Annotated in this window: 17 protein-coding genes and 1 pseudogene; 14 read left to right on the top strand and 4 right to left on the bottom strand. The window is 54.0% G+C overall.

Annotated elements, in window-relative coordinates; genetic code table 11:
- Positions 1-33: 33 nt before the first annotated feature.
- Together ACR3EH_RS21730 and ACR3EH_RS21725 are read right to left on the bottom strand one after the other, a co-directional pair.
- Positions 34-378 (bottom strand): type II toxin-antitoxin system RelE/ParE family toxin, encoded by a 345-nt coding sequence (locus ACR3EH_RS21730; protein WP_170417859.1) that lies wholly within the window; start codon positions 376-378, stop codon positions 34-36.
- On the bottom strand, positions 375-632 hold the full coding sequence (locus tag ACR3EH_RS21725) for a type II toxin-antitoxin system ParD family antitoxin (protein WP_170417856.1): 258 nt from the start codon (positions 630-632) through the stop codon (positions 375-377). Before ACR3EH_RS21725 ends, ACR3EH_RS21730 begins: the two co-directional genes overlap by 4 nt.
- Before the next feature lie 836 nt (positions 633-1,468).
- On the opposite strand from ACR3EH_RS21725, the gene repA reads away from it, so the two are divergent.
- The 9 genes and pseudogenes from repA to ACR3EH_RS21680 all read left to right on the top strand — a co-directional run bounded on the left by repA (position 1,469) and on the right by ACR3EH_RS21680 (position 9,466).
- Positions 1,469-2,653: a plasmid partitioning protein RepA gene (gene repA, locus ACR3EH_RS21720; RefSeq protein ID WP_170417853.1), complete on the top strand. Its 1,185-nt coding sequence runs from the start codon at positions 1,469-1,471 to the stop codon at positions 2,651-2,653.
- Positions 2,653-3,621, top strand: a complete 969-nt coding sequence (gene repB / locus ACR3EH_RS21715; protein ID WP_171676507.1) for a plasmid partitioning protein RepB — start codon at positions 2,653-2,655, stop codon at positions 3,619-3,621. Before repA ends, repB begins: the two co-directional genes overlap by 1 nt.
- Positions 3,622-3,798: 177 nt before the next feature.
- Entirely contained in the window at positions 3,799-4,854 is a 1,056-nt protein-coding gene (locus tag ACR3EH_RS21710) for a helix-turn-helix domain-containing protein (protein WP_171676504.1), read from the top strand.
- Positions 4,855-5,007: 153 nt separating this feature from the next.
- Entirely contained in the window at positions 5,008-6,117 is a 1,110-nt protein-coding gene (locus ACR3EH_RS21705) for a Fic family protein (protein ID WP_171676503.1), read from the top strand.
- A gap of 244 nt (positions 6,118-6,361) precedes the next feature.
- Positions 6,362-6,475, top strand: a pseudogene (locus ACR3EH_RS21700) (IS6 family transposase); the annotation flags it as partial.
- Entirely contained in the window at positions 6,464-8,056 is a 1,593-nt protein-coding gene (gene istA, locus ACR3EH_RS21695; protein WP_371810747.1) for an IS21 family transposase, read from the top strand. The pseudogene ACR3EH_RS21700 and the gene istA, both read left to right, overlap by 12 nt.
- Positions 8,053-8,784, top strand: coding sequence for an IS21-like element helper ATPase IstB (gene istB / locus ACR3EH_RS21690; protein WP_171676501.1), 732 nt, complete (start codon positions 8,053-8,055; stop codon positions 8,782-8,784). Before istA ends, istB begins: the two co-directional genes overlap by 4 nt.
- Positions 8,785-8,911: 127 nt before the next feature.
- The gene (locus ACR3EH_RS21685) at positions 8,912-9,118 is read left to right on the top strand and encodes a hypothetical protein (RefSeq protein WP_171676454.1); all 207 of its coding nucleotides are present in this window, start codon (positions 8,912-8,914) and stop codon (positions 9,116-9,118) included.
- A 12-nt stretch (positions 9,119-9,130) separates the two neighbouring features.
- On the top strand, positions 9,131-9,466 hold the full coding sequence (locus ACR3EH_RS21680) for an ion channel (RefSeq protein ID WP_171676499.1): 336 nt from the start codon (positions 9,131-9,133) through the stop codon (positions 9,464-9,466).
- Positions 9,467-9,531: 65 nt separating this feature from the next.
- Here the strand turns inward: ACR3EH_RS21680 and ACR3EH_RS21675 are convergent, their stop codons facing one another.
- On the bottom strand, positions 9,532-10,848 hold the full coding sequence (locus tag ACR3EH_RS21675) for a tetratricopeptide repeat protein (RefSeq protein WP_171676497.1): 1,317 nt from the start codon (positions 10,846-10,848) through the stop codon (positions 9,532-9,534).
- Positions 10,849-10,987: 139 nt separating this feature from the next.
- On the opposite strand from ACR3EH_RS21675, the gene ACR3EH_RS21670 reads away from it, so the two are divergent.
- The 5 genes from ACR3EH_RS21670 to ACR3EH_RS21650 all read left to right on the top strand — a co-directional run bounded on the left by ACR3EH_RS21670 (position 10,988) and on the right by ACR3EH_RS21650 (position 15,730).
- Entirely contained in the window at positions 10,988-11,251 is a 264-nt protein-coding gene (locus ACR3EH_RS21670) for a hypothetical protein (RefSeq protein ID WP_171676495.1), read from the top strand.
- Positions 11,252-11,267: 16 nt separating this feature from the next.
- Positions 11,268-12,935 carry a sulfatase-like hydrolase/transferase gene (locus ACR3EH_RS21665; protein ID WP_171676493.1) on the top strand — a complete coding sequence of 556 codons (1,668 nt, stop codon included), beginning with the start codon at positions 11,268-11,270 and terminating at the stop codon, positions 12,933-12,935.
- 95 nt (positions 12,936-13,030) lie between these two features.
- The gene (locus tag ACR3EH_RS21660; RefSeq protein ID WP_171676491.1) at positions 13,031-13,762 is read left to right on the top strand and encodes a hypothetical protein; all 732 of its coding nucleotides are present in this window, start codon (positions 13,031-13,033) and stop codon (positions 13,760-13,762) included.
- Between the two features lie 119 nt (positions 13,763-13,881).
- Positions 13,882-14,991, top strand: a complete 1,110-nt coding sequence (locus tag ACR3EH_RS21655; RefSeq protein WP_171676489.1) for an HlyD family secretion protein — start codon at positions 13,882-13,884, stop codon at positions 14,989-14,991.
- A gap of 43 nt (positions 14,992-15,034) precedes the next feature.
- Positions 15,035-15,730, top strand: coding sequence for a lipid-binding SYLF domain-containing protein (locus ACR3EH_RS21650; RefSeq protein ID WP_171676487.1), 696 nt, complete (start codon positions 15,035-15,037; stop codon positions 15,728-15,730).
- Between the two features lie 362 nt (positions 15,731-16,092).
- Here the strand turns inward: ACR3EH_RS21650 and ACR3EH_RS21645 are convergent, their stop codons facing one another.
- Entirely contained in the window at positions 16,093-17,004 is a 912-nt protein-coding gene (locus ACR3EH_RS21645; protein ID WP_171676485.1) for a homocysteine S-methyltransferase family protein, read from the bottom strand.
- Between the last annotated feature and the right edge of the window lie 342 nt (positions 17,005-17,346).

The following is a 17,346-nucleotide window of genomic DNA, read 5'->3' as shown; positions in this document are numbered from 1 at the left end:
ATCCCCGCTTGAGGGAAACTCCGGCTGCTGTGCCTATGTCTTGTTTCCTGTCGCATCTGTTAACGTGGCCAGCGCGGAAACATGTCGCGGCAGATCGCAACGGGAATGCAGGATATCAACAATGATCACCGCGTCCGGCTGATCCAGATAAACCAGGAAATGCTCTCCTGCGCGCACATATCTGAGATCCGCCGCCTCTTCGACCAATATAGAACAACTTCGGCTGGCCACCCTGCCCTCTGTGATGGCCTGACAGCGCGCTATTAGTTCTTGTTCATAAAGATCGGCTTGATGCGATCCAAACTTGTCGATGGTCCATCGGGCAATTTCCACCAGGCTGGATTCAGCGCGGCGTGTCAGTCGAAAGGGTCTGGTCACGCCTTGGCTCGTGCCCTTGCAAAGGCACGACGGATCGCATCCGAACCCCTGCCTTCTGCCAAATCTCCGGCCTGAGCCTGCGCTACACCCTCCTGCAAGCCTTGTTTGAGAGACTCCAGCCCCGCTTCTTCCCGCTCCAAAAGCCGAAGGCCGGCGCGCAACGCTTCACTGGCGTTCTGATATCGACCGGACGCAACCAGATTCTGCACCAGTTGATCCTGCGATTCTGTAAGTACAACATTGCGGGTTACCATGGCGTAAGCCTCCTTTTTGGCAATATATGCCAACGAGACCGTCTGTTCAACGATTGAGGAGCCCAAAATCACTAATTCGAGCAAGCTGGTTTTATGGACGCTAATGGGACGTGAACACACGGATCATGTCTGTGATCCCATATGAATCCAATGACGGTAGAGACTTGCGTCAAAAGCCGCGCCGCGCAAGCACAGCTGCACTGGATCGAGGACAGTTCCCTGTTCCGTCGCAACTTACAGGCGCACAATTCCCGAAACCCCGCCCTCACGGTATGCCATTTCTTGGGCAATTGGCGAGCGGCTGACTCTAGCCGGAATGTTCGCGTGTTTTCCTCTGCGCACGGGCTGAGCTCGGTGTATCTGACCCAGATCGCCATGCCATTCTCACCGCATCGTACTCCCGTACTGGCGCAGAAGTATTGTTACGAAGTTGGTATCGCAGAAAACTCGATAACGAAATTGTTGGTGAGAGAATTTGACCAATCAGCTCAACTAGCTCCCTGCCCTTCCCAATTGCGCAATTTGCGCCAAAAGCCGTTCGGCCTTCACTCCAACTCCATGCTAGAGGCGTTCTACTCAAAGCGGAGCATAGGGAGGAGTTTTACAGGAATGCCTTCGCATGCCTACGTTAGAACTTCATCGACTGAAAGAACCCATGATCCCGCTCAACCGAGTTTACAACTGTAAACCACCCTGCTCTGATGCAAAGCGTATGTAGTCCTCCGCGTTGGAAAACCTACAATATAGGCGAAAATCCTTGACTTAGTGCTATGAATCACGGCTGTTTATCTCAAGTGGCGCAAAAATGACCACATTCTTTAATTTGAGGCAACTACATGATTCCCGTGACACCACTTGCGGCAGAAAGACCATCGGCACTCGCCACGGAAATATCTGAGAGATTAAACTCGGCTATCCGGGAACATCTACTTGCTGCATTTGCCCCCGACAATACCAAATCACTGCGAAATTTTGCAGCGCCAGAAGCTGCTGAACTCTTAGGAGTCTCAGGTCAATTCATGCGCAAAGTCCACGCAGAGGGAACGATTCCTGAACCGAATGACGTACGCAGCGGTAGGCGTTACTATACTGCCCAAGAACTTTGGGAGGCTCGCGAAACGCTTGAGAAAACCTCACGCAAAAAAGGGCGCTATGTCCCTCGCCGGACTGAAGGAGAAAAGCTCCAAGTCTGGCAGTTGATGAACTTCAAAGGCGGCAGCAGTAAGAGCACCACAACAATTCACTTGGCTCACTATTTTGCGCTTCGCGGTTACCGTGTGCTGGCTGTTGATCTGGATCCTCAAGGCTCTCTTACATCCATGTGCGGCATAAGCCCCGAAATAGAGTTTGACGGGCTGACGATTTACGATGCTATTCGATATGAAGATCCGGTAGATATGGCGGACGTCGTGCTTCCGACGTACTTCCCCGGTCTCTCTGTGGCTCCGTCACGGCTTGTTCTTTCCGAATTTGAGACAGAATCTGCCGTTCACTCCAACCCAGACCATCCGTTCTTTACAAGAATACGGAATGCCCTGGCCCAGGTGGAAGGAGATTTTGACCTTGTTCTGATTGATAGCCCACCTCAGCTAGGATTCTTGACAATTGCTGGGATGGCGGCCGCCAGTTCATTGCTTGTGCCACTTACACCTTCGATGCTGGACGTGTCTTCGACGGCTCAATTTCTCGAACTCGCTGGTGCTTACATGGCAGTCATTGAAGATGCCGGCGCTACGCTCGAATACGACAACTTCAAATTCCTGATAACGCGTGACGAGCCAACAGACGTACCGTCTCAACAACTGGCTTCGTTCATGCGGGCACTGTTTCAGGATCGCGTTATGTCAGCCACAGCCCTCAAAAGCACCGCGGTCAGTGACGCCACAATGCTCAAACAATCAATTTACGAAGTCGTGCGGTCAGAAATGACACGCGCAACTTATGATCGGGCAAAGAACTCAATGGATGCGATCGGCTCTGAGGTAGAGCAAATGATCCATCAAGCATGGGGACGCAGCTAATGGCTAGAAAGTCGCTTCAGGAGATGTCGGGGATCGCAAACACCATCGCGCGCTCTAGCCCCAAGGCCATCGATAAAACTCCAAAACCCAATGCCCCTGCTCTTGGTGCGCTTCAGGGCTCTCTTGCCGCAATCAGGGAAATTGACCCTGCTCTGATCGACGACTGGGGGCCTGCCGATAGGCTCGGTGAGTTTACAGCTGTAAACATTGACGAAGAAGACGATAGTTTTGAAAGCTTGATGTCGAGTATACAAGACGGTGGCCAACAAGTTCCCATTCTTGTCAGAAGATCGAAATCCGACGGTCGATACGAGGCAATTTATGGACGGAGGAGGCTCAAAGCCTGTCGTGAACTTGGTATTAAAGTCCGCGCCAATGTTCAGGATATCGACGATGCTTCAGCGCTTCTCGCCAAAGGGCTTGAGAATGCTGCGAGGCGCAATCTTTCCTTCTACGAGAAAGCACGTTTCGCCGAGGCGATCCTGACTTCCGGGCATGACACGGCAACGGTGCGGCAAGTATTGAACGTTTCGAAATCAGGGCTGTCTCACCTGACAAAAATTACGCAACATGTTCCTGCAAAGATTGGTGACATGATCGGCGCAGCCCCAAAATCAGGCCGCCCAAAATGGACCGTGCTTGCAGAGCACTTCGTTGCAGGCAAGCTAGCGGAAGATGAAGCTGCAAATCTTCTTGCAACCATTGAGCCATCGATGTCGTCAGATGATCGGCTGGAAATGCTCCTAAAAGCAGCTGCCAAACGCGGTGCAAGACAAAGAGAAGGTGCAGCCGAACTCAACCCAATCGAAGGCGTTACAATCAAATCTACCAACGGATCACTAACTGTTTCGGTCAAAAGGACCGGAGCTAACGCTGGCTTCGCTAGCTGGTTGGACGAAAACATGGCTGAAATCATTAAGCGCTCACACGCTGAGTTTACAGCTGTAAACGCCAAGAAAAAGAACTGAGGACGAGCAGAAAGGAGGAAGGCAAACAAACAAAACCCCCGAAACCGGAGCTTCGAGGGCTGCTGCGCAAAGCGCAATTCTTAGATTAGACACCTAGAATCTAGCAGCACCCGAATCGCCACACAAGAAAAAACGCTCTTGAGCGAACGGGTAATTTTTGTCTGCCGATAGATAATCATGAAAACACTAACAGCATTGGCTCCAAATGGAGCAACCTTGTCGGCAACGACAGGGCAGGGGAGTAGTACGCCCAAAAAATGGATACTTCTTCGCGCCGTTGAAGAGGCCAGAGAACCTCTTGGGTTAAAATCCACAACTCTCAATGTCCTGAGAGCCATGATTTCCTTTTTGGGCGGTGATCAGATTGCTGCGGACCAAGATGATCATCACATCTGCTTCGCTTCCAACGCGGCGATCGCCAAACGAACGCATGTCAGCGTGCAGACAGTTGAGCGTCATATCTCGACGCTGGTTGCGCTTGGACTTATCCGCCGCGTAATGAGCGCAAACGGCAAGCGATGGGCGCGCCGGGATCGACAGGGCAGGGTGGTCACCGCAACCGGGCTCTCGTTGATGCCTTTGTCTGAACGGCACGCTGAGTTCATCCAAGAAGCCCAGAGGCATGCTGATCGAGTTCTCGAGTTCACTGTACTCCGTGACAATGTTTCCGCCGCTCTGGCGCGCCTTAGGGAACTCGTAGCAAATGACACCGCGATCTCTGATTTGATGACCACCGTACGCAATGCTCTGCGTCGCAAACCAGATGCGAGTGTACTCAGCAAGCTTCTGGCAGAAATCTCTGTGGAAATCTCCGAGATAACACAGACAGATACAGAAAATTTGAGGGCCAGTGACAGTGAAATTGAGGGGCACAAAGAGGACTCTCTGAATCCAGAAGTTAAGAAAGAAGAACTTTCTCAGATTCAGGTTTCTCCAGGCCAAATGGAGCGCAGTTTTCCACGGCTATGCTCAGAACTACGCTTTGCTAAAGATCAGCACCACTGTGATCGGCTTATGGACGATATCGCCGAGTACCTACGGCTTGGCCAAACCTGGTATGCAATGAAATCAACGTTTGGCCCAGCTATTCGCTTCATTGTTCTTGGATACATTTTTCAACGTGCTGAGAACATACAGTCTCCAGGGGCTTACCTGATTTCATTATTGGCTAAGATTGAAAAGGGAGAGCTGTCTCCAAAGGCAATGCTGTCGCGGACCTCCAATGCCACGTAACTTTGGGAAGGAGGATGAGGTTTACCGTTTTCAGATTACACATCCAATCGATGATCGGATTGAAGAGTTTGAAAAAGGTGAGCAATAGGATTGACCTCTATAAATCACGTAACCATAAATAGTGAGCTATAGAAAGGAAGCTTATACCTCACGATGTGGAACTGGCAGAACCATGATTGGCCGAATTTTCGTTACGACGCCGCAAGGCTCGAACCATACGAGCAACAGTTCCTGTTGTCCTCAGGGGAAGTTCTTGGAGCGGTTCATCATGTGAACACATCAGATCGAGATCAATTGCGTGTTGACTTGCTCAGCGAAGAAGCGATGAAAACCAGCGCGATCGAAGGTGAGATGCTGGATCGCCTCAGCGTGCAATCTTCCTTGCGCCGTCATCTTGGACTGGCTCCCGGCAGCTATCCATCCAAACCGCGGGAGCAGGGCGTTTCTGAAATGATGGTGGATGTTTATTCCAACTATTCAGAACCACTGTCACACGACACTTTGTTTCGGTGGCATGACATGCTTCTGTCCCATGACAGGCATCTGGAAACGATTGGAGCATACCGGAGCCACGAGGATGCGATGCAAATCGTCTCAGGCAGGATCGACCGCCCAACGGTGCATTTCGAAGCGCCACCTTCACATCAGGTTCCGGCTGAAATGGACCAGTTCGTAACCTGGTTCAACCGGACCGCACCAGATCGTCCCAAGCCCTTGCGCGCCCTGACCAGAGCCGGGTTGAGTCATCTGTATTTCGAAAGCATTCACCCCTTTGAGGACGGCAATGGCCGGTTGGGTAGGGCGCTGGCTGAAAAGTCCCTGGCACAAAACATTGGTCAGCCAAGCCTGATTGCGCTTGCTTTCACGATTGAGCGAGAGCTGAAGGCTTACTACGACCAGCTCGAACGCCACCAAAAGACACTGGACGTCACACCATGGCTCGTTTGGTTTGCCGGGACCGTTCTTACAGCGCAGCAGGTGACTCTTGAGCGGGTTGGGTTCTTCATATCCAAGACGCATTTCTATGACCGGCATCGCGATCAGTTCAACGCCCGCCAAGGCAAGGTAATTGCCCGGTTGTTCAAGGCTGGGCCGGATGGGTTCAAAGGGGGATTGAGTGCCGAGAACTATATCTCGATCACCGGAACGTCCCGCGCCACGGCGACGCGGGATCTCCAGAACCTGGTAGAGAAGGGCGCTTTGATCCGAACGGGTGAACTCCGGTACACGCGATATTGGTTAAAGCTAGATCGGGACGGGTAGGGGGCTGAAGTACGGCACGAAGGGCGGGATGCAGTCATTCGCTGCGTGTGCAACACGGCGACGGTGCGGTGAAACAAGCGGACGTTCAAGAAGTGTTGGGCGATAGCAAGAACCACATACGGTCAACGTGCCCTTTTCCTGACCAACCCAAATGCTTCAGGATCTGTTGCAAACTTTTGACTGTTGCCTCTCACTAGTGCTTCGAGTGAATGGAAATCGAAATATTGAAGTCGAAAGTTTGTTTATGATCTCTTTCAAAGGCGCACAGTATCCGAAAGATGTGATCCTCTTCGCAGTGTTCTTCTATGTCCGATACGGTGTGTCATATCGCGATCTGGAAGAGATCATGCATGAGCGATGTGAATCGGCATGCAAAATTGACCCACCTGTTTTCGTTAAGATCCGCACAAAAGTGCGGAGGAAAGAGCAGGTGTTATTGATGGAAAGCGTATCGAAGATCCGGCGATGGGTATTGGTTGAGGAACGCAGCATCCGGTCTGTTGCGCGGTCGACGGGATTATCACGGAACACGATCAAGAAGTATCTGAAGGATGAGAGCCCGCCGAGCTACCAGCGCCAGGCCCCGCCGGTTCGGCACAAACTTTGCAATGGGTTTGATCTCCGGCTTCAGGAGTTGTTCGATCAGGACCAGAAGCGACCACGCCGGGAGCGGCGGACGGCCCAGAAGCTCTATGAGCAACTCGTAACGGAGGGCTACACCGGGTCTTATTCCCCGGTTCAGCGCTTTGTGCGCGACCTGAAGCGGGCTGGCACTGGTTCGAGCGAAGCGTTTATTCCGCTGCATTTTGCGGCAGGTGATGCGTTGCAATTTGACTGGAGCGAAGAACGGGTTGTCCTGGGCGGTGTCGAGCAGAAGGTGAAGGTTGCCCATTTCCGCCTGTGTCACAGCCGCAAGCCCTTTGTCGTGGCTTATCCCGGCGAAGCCCAGGAGATGGTGCTGGATGCGTTCGTGCGGGCATTGGCGTTCTATGGCGGCGTGCCGCGCCGGGTGATCATCGACAATCCCAAAACGATGGTGACCTATGTCTCGCGCTCAAAGGACCGGATATTCCATCCCCGGTTCCTGGCCTTGATGAACCACTATGTGATGGAACCGGTGGCCTGTACACCCGCTGCGGGCTGGGAGAAGGGGCAGGTTGAGAACCAGGTCCAGTTTTTGCGCGGCCGGTTGTTTGTTCCCAAACCCGCCTTTGGTGATCTCGATGCGCTGAACGATTGGCTGCGCCTGCGCTGTGAAGAACTGGCAGAGCGCGCCCATCCCGAGCATCAGGATCGCACCATTGCAGAAATGTTCGAAGACGAGCGTGCTGAGCTGCGCCCTCTGGGCCGGGCATTTGATGGATACGTGGAGAAGACCGTCCGCGTCCGCTCCACCTGCCTGGTTCAATTTGCCAGCAATCGATACAGTGTGCCCTCCCGGTTCGCCGGACAACATGTGTCGCTGCGCGCCTATGCTGGCCGGATCGTGCTGGCGTCGGGCCAAGAAGTCATCGCCGAGCACAAACGTCGCTTCACTCGCAATGTCAGCTATTTTGAGCCATGGCATTACGTGCCGCTGCTGGATCGCAAGCCCGGCGCCCTGCGCGACGGCGCCCCCTTTGTGGACTGGCAACTGCCCGAGGCCATGCATCGGATCAGGGAGCATTACATGGCCGGCAAAGGCGGGGATCGGGAGTTCGTCGATTTGCTTCTGCTGGCCCAGGATCACGGAATCGAGGTGGTCGAGACGGCTTGCGAACTGGCGGTGGAACAAAACACCTTGCGCCTTCCTGCCATCATCAACCTGATCAACCAGTTGGTAGAACCGGTCATCACACCGCTCAACGACGCCTATACCTATCCGCAACTAACCTTGCGGCCCGAGGCCGATTGCAAGCGCTATGAGATGCTGTGCTCAGCTGAGGAGGCGGCCGCATGAACGCCCTCATCGACCAACTGACTACCTTGAGGCTGCATGGAATGGCAGCTTGCGCCCATGATTTGCTGTCCGCGCGCAAGCCACCAAGTCTGACCACAGCGATAAAGCAACTGATCGACGCCGAGACTGTAGAACGCCGGGTGCGCTCCATCCAGTATCAAATGCGGATCGCGAAGTTCCCCCATCACAAGGACTTCGCCACCTTCGATTACGGTGCGGCCGCGGTTACCCAGAGCCAGATCGAACCGTTCTGCACAGGCCAGTTCACCGACGAGGCGCATAACCTCATTCTGGTGGGCGGAACCGGCACGGGCAAAACCCACATCGCCATCGCGCTTGGAACCACCCTGATCAACAACGGCAAGAAGGCCCGTTTCTTCAACGCCGTCGACCTGATCAATGCGCTGATCAAGGAACAGGCCGAGGGCAATGCCGGGAAGATCATCCGGCAGCTCTCCGCCCTGGACTGCGTCATCATCGACGAGTTGGGCTACATCCCGTTCCCCAAGTCCGGCGGTGCGTTGCTGTTCCATCTGATCAGCAAGCTCTATGAGAAGACCAGTGTCATCATCACCACCAACCTGGAGTTCGGCGAATGGGTCTCGGTCTTCGGCGATGCCAAGATGACAACCGCGCTTCTGGATCGCGTAACCCATCACTGCGCAATCATCGAGACAGGCAACACGTCATACCGGTTCGCACAGAGCAAGCGGCGCAGAAAAACATAAACGTCGCGCAAGCAAAGCCCCCAGACGGACTCGCTATATGAGGGCGGCCCGCCTGGGGGCTTTGCGCCACATAGGGTGGGTCAAATTTAAATGCTGAAACCGGGTCAGTTTTGAACGCTCATTGACAATGCTGTTTGAGACCAGCCCTCAGGCACAGGTTCTGGTGCCGTTGGTTGCAGCTGTTGCGTTTGGCCTTTTGGCATCCACTTTGCTGGTCATCTTCGTGTTCCCAACGGCGCTCGGAATTTACTTCGACATTGTGGATGTCAAAAAATGGCAGGCCAACAGACAAAAACGCGATGAACACGAACCGGCAGCTGTTTCAGTCTCATAGGCGAATAGCGGTATGGTTCGTAACTTTCTGTTCAACTACCTTGGCCTGTTTCGCGCTCTCGCGGGCGCATTGACGGATGTCCGGTCTTTGCACTTGCTTGCCATGTCGGCATCATTGGTGTTCGTCAGCACGAGCTTCTACGTTTTGGTCGAAGGTTGGAGCATTCTGGATGCGGCCTATTTCTCTGTCGTCACCATGTCGACCGTTGGATATGGGGATATCGCGCCAACCACGGCAATGGGCAAGGTTTTCACCATGATCTTCACTGTCGCCGGGATCGGGATTTTTGTTGCAACGATAACGACGGTAGCCTCGATTTTTGTGGGGAACTTCAAAGTCCGAAAGTAGCCAGAACTTGCGGGAGGATTAGCAAAATTTATGTAAATCCTCTGCTCGATCGAATTGCCGACGCTTCACTGACTCCACCCAGCTTTGCGCAATTGGTTCATCAAGCTCTCAGCGTCTTCGGGATCGCGAAATAGCCGAAACATGAACTCCTCAATGCGGCTGTTCGGCCAGGCTTTTTGGTATTCCTGAACGCGTTTTTGCGCTTCTGCCGTTCTCCCGGACGCCTGTAGTGAAGCAATCAGATGCGCTGTGTTAATCTCGCTGACTGGTTCACCAGAAGCTGCTGCATCCATCAGGTGGTCAATCGAATCCTCATAGTTCCCCAGATAATAACTGGCGTTGCCAAGAACATTGCGCCAGGGGAACCGCGATCCCTGACGGTTTTCATGAATTTTAGGATCAGAACTCGCGACGGCTCTTTCAAAGTCGCCTGAGAAGAACGCAATGATTGCGTCAAATTCCAGAACGATCAGATCATTTGGATTCAATTCCACCGCGCGCACCGACAACCTGTTTGCTTCATCAAAATCCCTCTCAAACATCAATAGCGCGGCCATGGCCGACTGGCTCCACGCCTCTGATGGTGCCAAACGCATCGCCTCTTCCGCATAGAGCCGGGCTTGCACCAGCATTTGATCGCGATCCGGACCTTCAGGAGCTAAACCTCCGAAGAACGTAGCCGCTTGTGCCGCCCCGGCATAACCACCGAAATAATCCGGTTTCAGTTCGATCGCTTTTTCGAACAGTGTCAGGGCCGCCAATAGTCGTGTTGGTTGAGTGGCTGGAAACAGCATCGAACGGGCATCTTCCGCGATATTTCGGGCCTGCAACGCCGCGGGGGAGGTTTCGAACAAAACCGCGCGCTCAACCTGGTTGCGCTGATCCGGATCGAAACTGGTTGGCTGGGTTGTTTTGTCTGTCCGAAAACCAAAGAAGACGGCCGCAAATCCCACAAAAAGAACAACGATCGCGCCTACGACAATGCCCAACTGGGGTGCAGACGACGCTTCGATCTGCGATTTCTCTGGTGGTACGTTGGTTTCGAAATGAGGTGCGTACCCGCCCTTTGCGACATGGATGCGAAGCGGGTCCTGCGCGCCTTCTTCCAGATAATACACATCCAGCCTGCGCCGCAGGCGGCCAGCGTCGACGCGCACGACATTTGCAGTCGCGATGTCTTTTTCGGATCGGCGTCCATAAACGTCCTGCGCGATCCGTTTTCCAAGAATTTTGTCGCCTCGACCCTCTAAGCTCTCGACAACAATGTAACGCAGAAATTCCTGCAGTCGGTCAGCACCAGCGAACACCTCGCTGGACAAGACACGATCTAACGCGTCCCGCACATCTGTTTCGCTAGATACTCCTGAGGATACGTCCTGCATCTTGGTCCGAGGGTCTCCAGAATTTAGATTTAAATTCATCCGCTTACAGCAGCGTGTAACCGTTACATGCCGTTAAACCATATATCTAAACAACTGCGTGAATTAGGCAAGTTCTACGCGGCGCAACCGGAGTTTCGCGATGGAGATTGAAGAGCTGTGGACCGCAGGACTGTCGGAATGCTTCACCGGAGAATTTGACAGTGTTCGTGCACTGTTTTTAAGCGATCAGAACTTTGCCGAGATGTGCCGGGATTTTGTCGAGATACACAAGCTGAGCGTGTTGGCAGATGCACAGGATCCGCATGTGCACGAGTGCCTGACAGGGCTGAAAGAAGAAATACTCTCGCACTATTCAGACGCAAACGATCGAAGGTACCCCTTGAAGCACTTGAAAATGAATTGAGATCAACGGAGAGACTATGAAACTGACCAACCTCGCAATAGTTCCCTTGATGCTTGCAGCACATCCGCTGCTTGCGCAGGAGGAGCCCATCATCCACGATTCAGAATATTACATTCTGCTCTCGGAGCACGGTGATCAATGGGCCGAAGATGACGCAGCCGTGGACGCTCGGCTGGCGGAATTTCGTGAGAAGAACGGTGGCAAACCCCCGAACATCATCAACATTCTGATCGATGATCTGGGTTTTGGTGACATGGGAATTCCCGAGCTCAACGCACTCCGTGGATATGAGACGCCCAACATCAATGACTTCTCGGACGAAGCTTTGCGCATGGTGCGCATGTATACCGAACCATCCTGTACACCAACAAGGGTCGCACAGATGACCGGCCGTCTGCCGGTGCGCATCGGCATGGGTGACACCGCCGTTGACATCGCCGGATTTGGCCTGCCGGGGAGCGAGAAGATCCTGCCCGAAGTTCTGAAAGATGCGGGTTATGCCACCAGCCATATCGGCAAGTGGCACATGGGCGACATCCCCGAAAGCTGGGCCATGAACAACGGGTTCGACTACGCCCAGATGGCCGTGCACCAACAAGGTCAGCTAACCATTTTCAATGACGATGCCATCCACGAAGGTGTGTCTGTTGGCAATGCTGACTATGTGCCGGCCTATACGATCGACAGCAACTTCCGACCTGATGCCTCGGCCATGATGACCACGATCGAAGGTGAAGCTGGTGGCCCGATCCGCGAGATCCGCATGGAACCGGGCGAGCGCTGGAATGCGTTGAAATACAACGAAATGAACCAGGCCTTCCAGGACAAAGCCATGGAAGAGCTGGCGCGTCTGGCAGGTGGCGAAGAGCCATTCTTCTTGCAATACTGGCCGCTTCTGCCGCTGGACAACACCCGCGCTGGCCGTGATGGTCCTCAATCACCGAACGGTGGTCTATATGCGGACAAGATGCAGCTAGTGGACGAATGGCTGGGTGCGATGTTCGACTCGATGGAAGAACTGGGCGTTGCCGACAACACCATCGTCGTTGTGATGGGCGACAACGGTCACTTTACCAAGTATTCGCCGGAATCCGGTTACACGCCGATGATCTTCCGCGGTGGTAAAGCCGACACGACCGAAGGTGGCGTACGCACCGACGCGTTCATTCGCTGGCCCGGCATGATCGAAGCGGATGGCCTGCTCAATAGCATCGTTCACGTATCGGACATGTACACGACGCTGGCCCGGTTTGCCGGTGCTGATCAGTTCATCCCGAGGGACCGTCTGGTTGACGGTGTCGACCAATCCGCTGCGCTTCTCTTTAGCGATGAGCAGAAAGCACGCCGTGACCACGTGATCATCTATGCCGACACAAAGCCCGAAGCGATCGTCAAGGACCAGCTCAAGCTGCAACTGCCTCCTCCGGGTAAAAATCCGATCGTCGCCAAGTTCTTCAACCTGTACCACGACACACGCGAAGAACATTCAGTATCAACGGAAGTAGGGGCCTGGGGTGGTCAGGAATTTGTGCGAATCTTGAATCGCCACGTGGCACGCAAAGAGCTCTATCCCGATACACCGCCGGCCTTCGGGATGCCTTACGAGGGGGTTGAGAACATTCGGCCCGAAACACAAGCTGCCGTAGATGCGTTTATCGTTCGTAAGGAATCTCCGAACCAGTAAACGGTAGCGGCGGTCCGGTATCCGGGCCGCCGTATTCAAATGAAATTTCAGTAAAATCATGCAAAGGCATTAGACCTGAGAAAGGGAGCCACGCCTTGAGGAATATTACGACTACAACAGCTTTGGCCACAGCGCTGGCTTTTGTTGGGACGGCCACGTTCGCCGAACAAGATAAATGGGATTTTCGGGCATTTATTTACCTCTGGGCCCCTGAGCTAAGTGGAACGACCGTCACCGGCCAGGACATGACCTTGAGTTTCTCGGATCTGCTGGACAATCTGGACTTTGGCCTCATGGGGGCGCTGGAAGCCAACAAAGGTCCGATATCCATCTTGGGTGACTTTCAGTATCTTGATCTGAGTTCAGATCAGGATGCCGCTGTTGGTCCCGGTATCCCAGCGACCGCTGATGCCAGTGTCACCGGGTTCGTGTTCACGGGGTCGGCGGGATACGATTTCAGGCACGCTTACCCAGGTCAACTTGTCGGCTATGGCGGGTTTCGCTACCTCGACCTGGACACGACAGCGAACTTGTCCGTCGGTGCTGGGTCGCAGAGGGTTTCCGGCTCCATTTCAAACTTTGATGCAATTGTCGGTGTGCGTGGTGTGCAGCCGCTGGCCGACAAATGGGCGCTCTCTTTCATTGCCGATGTGGGGGCGGGTGAAAGTGACCTGACCTGGCAGGCTGGGGTGACCTTCGATTACCGGATCAACAATTGGGATCTGAGCTTCGGCTACCGCCACCTTGCATGGGAAATCGGCAACTCCGATGTCGTGAGCGATCTGTCATTCTCTGGCCCGATCGTCGGGGCCAAGTTTGCATTCTGAGCACTCGTGGAGAGTGCTAATACTCTGAGTTCTGTGAAGGCACAGAACATCTCAAGCCGCCTGACGGTGCGGAAAACACCGTCGCTGAGATCACTGGTTATCCCAAAGGGGCATGAAATATGCTAATCGTTCTGGCACTTTATTTCGGCTTGGCCTGGCTTGTGTTCTCTAAGCTCCACCTGCTGCCTTGGAATGCCATCTCAAAGACGGTTGTCTACGGGGGCGCGGTAGTGATCGCTCTGGTCGTGATCGGGGCCTTGAACCACACCACACCAAGCGGCACAGCGTCGGTTCAAGGCGCGGTAATCAGCATAGCTCCAAATGTTTCCGGTCCAGTGACCGAGGTTGCCGTCGAACCCAACCAGCCTGTGTCAGAAGGTGAAGTCCTGTTCCGGATCGATGATACGGAACAAGCCGCTGAAGTGGCGCGGCTTGAGGCATCTTTGTCCTCAGCGCAAGCCTCAGCGGATCAGCTGATACACGATCTCGAAGCAGCTGAGGCTGATATTGCCTCTCTCGAAGCACAGCTGGAATTTGGAATTGCACGCCGCGATGACATCATCCGCCTTGCGGACCGGGGCGCATCATCAGAGTTCAAATTGCAGGAGGCAATTTCTACGATTGAGCAACTAGAGGCTGGATTACGGGCCGCCAAAGCGCGCAAGGCAGGTCTTGAACGGCGCATTGCGGCACAAGTGGACGGCGTTGATGTCGGTGTCGTAGAAGTTGAAAACATGCTGGCACAAGCACGTTGGGCGTTGGAGCAGACCGTTGTTCGCGCCCCTGCAGATGGCTTGGTGACGGGCTTATCTTTGCGCCCGGGAAACCGTGTTACGACGCTGCAAGGCGCAATAAACTTCGTTGTGCCGGACGACCGGGTTCTGATTGCCACGCTTCCCTTGAGCAGTCTGCAAAACGTATCCGCAGGGGACAAGATTCGCATCGCAATGCGCAGCGCGCCGGGACAGGAGTTCGAAACAACCATACGGGACATACCTCCGGCAACCAGCGAAGGGGCTTTGGACACCCGAAGCGGTTTGCCCTCGCTGGGCGAACTTGCCGGGTCCGCGGCCTATATCGTGATCGCCGACATTCCGACCGATCTGAACGAAAAGACAACCAAATTGGGCGCATCTGGAACAGCGCTTGTGATTACCGAAGGCGCAGGGGCGATTTCGGCGTTGGCGGAAATCCTGTTCTGGATCACAAAGAAGATGAACTATCTTTGACACCAACTGGCCGAGTTTTTGGCGGGAACGGCTCTGGTATTGAGTGCTTGATACGTCTGCAGAACTATATGAGGGGGAGAATATGCGACGTGCTAAACTAATCGTTGGAATTGCGATAGCTGGGTTTGTGCTTCTGTCAGCGGACTATGCTGTGCATGCACAAAATCTACTCGACAAAGTCACAGAGGGCGTCTCGGGCGCTGCTAAAAAGGTTGGAGATGTCGCGGAGACAACAGGGGAAGCTGTCATCGACACAACTGGGAATTCGACTGCGTCTGAGATCGACAGTGGAGTGAATGTAGCGCTTGAACAGCTTTATTCGAGTTCATCTGAAGCCAAAGACCTGTCAGAAAAATCGGTAGCGATCCTGGTTTTTCCAAAGATTACCAAGGGGGGCCTGATGGTTGGTGGTCAATTTGGTGAGGGAGCGATGCGAGAAAATGGCAGCACGACCGGGTACTACAGCATTGCAGGCGCTTCATACGGGTTTCAGGCGGGTGTTCAGCAATTTTCCTATGCCATGTTTTTCCTGGATGACGCGGCGCTGGAATACTTCCGCAACAATGATGGTTGGGAAGCAGGTACCGGTCCGACTTTGGTGGGCGGCGATCAGGGGTGGTCAGCTTCGATGGGAACAAATGACCTGCAAGGCGACATCGTGCCAATTGTGTTCGGGCAAGAAGGCCTGATGGCCGGCACAAGCCTCCAAGGGACAAAAATCACCAAAATCGAAAAGTGAAAGTAGCGCAATGTGCATCGAGCTTAGTTTGGCAACGCCTTAGCTGATGTAGTGAAAGACGCAGGACAAATGCTAGGCGAAAAACTGTGATTGGGTCGGAGTTGGACCCCGGTTAGAGCTTTTACTATGGCGGAAGGCAAGTGTTTATTGCGAAACGAAAGCTCGCCTCGTACCGCAGACTGTGAGTTCGACCTTGACCAGATTTTTCGATTGCGGCGAATGACTACCAAGCGGGCTGCGTCCGCAGCATCGCGACCCGCCGCTGGACGCCGGCTCTGGGTCCGATCTCCTAACAAGTTGTGGAAAGAAATCACGGTATCACCTTAGATTTCAGCGCTATCGCTCAGATTGAACGAAGTTGGCTACGCCAATTCGCTGGCCATCGATTTCAGGTGGCGCATGTCGGTGCCGCAGCACCCTCCAAATACTTGAATCGACGGATTCTGCTGCGCAATCGCGGCAATCTGTTTGCCAAGCTCAATTGGATCGCCTTCGTCCAGCTCATCTGCTTCGTCAAGTTCCGCATGCGAGCAACTCGAAGCGTTTGCCACCATGCCTTTAAGTCGGGGGTGGTTGCCAAGCGCTCCGGCGAAATGGGTCGGATGAGCGCAGTTGACCATAAAAAACAGCGCCGCCGAGTCGGTTGCATCGTCGATCTGATCAATTCCGTCCACAAGTTTGGTCCCGTCCGCAAGACACCCGTCCGTTTCGACAACCAGAGACATGATGATCGGCAGATCTGCGTCTCGGGCAGCGAGGATGCATCCCGCAGCCTCACTTGGACGGTTGAACGTATAAGCGGTGACCAGGTCGACGCTTGTGTCTTTCAGGCTGTGCATTTGAGCGGCGTGGTATTGGCGTGCATCTTCGACCGTCACCGGAGGGATGTCGGCGTAAGGGTCATAGCGCGGGCCGATACAGGCCGACACCAGTACATCATCGCGAGCGGCAGCCTGGCGCACCTCCTCCATTAGACTGACCGCATCTTTGTTCACCTCAACGAGCCGGTCTGTATCGTACCCCAACGGCGCTGCCCGATCGGCGTTCGCCATCCATGTGGGTGCATCAAGGATGCATCCGACACTCATTTCATGGGCGAGATCGACAAGTGCCTCCATTTGACCGGCCAGTATTGCCCTGGTGCCAGGTTCTTCCAGCAATGGAAACGATGCGAAACCGGGTAAATCAACGCCATGATTGAATATCAGGTCGGTGCCAGTGCCGGCATAAACCAAAAAGGTTTTGTCACCTTCGAGCGGGAACTGTCGCGCCATTCTGATCCACACCTATTGACGTCAAGTCTTCATAGATACCTACATTGTCTCGGATCTCTTGTGAACCTTAGGGCGGCGACAGGGTGTCTTCCGCGAGCATGACCTCATCTTCCCGGGCAACTCGCTACTGCAGCGAGTGTCCCCTTTGGCGGACCGCACCGCGGAGTCATCAAGCCATTGCCAATGGTCGATTTGGGCCGACTGCGCAGGGTATCAGAACAGAGGTGTTGTGGATGCGGCACCGCTTCCGAGGTCGGCCTCTCGAACCCAAACCGGGCTTTGGTATGGGACTAATGGACCGCTCGTGGTGCACTTACGTTCGCGTAATCTCCAACGTGGAAA

Source organism: Ruegeria sp. BG7 (assembly GCF_056535685.1).
This window is presented reverse-complemented; position numbering and strand designations above follow the sequence as displayed.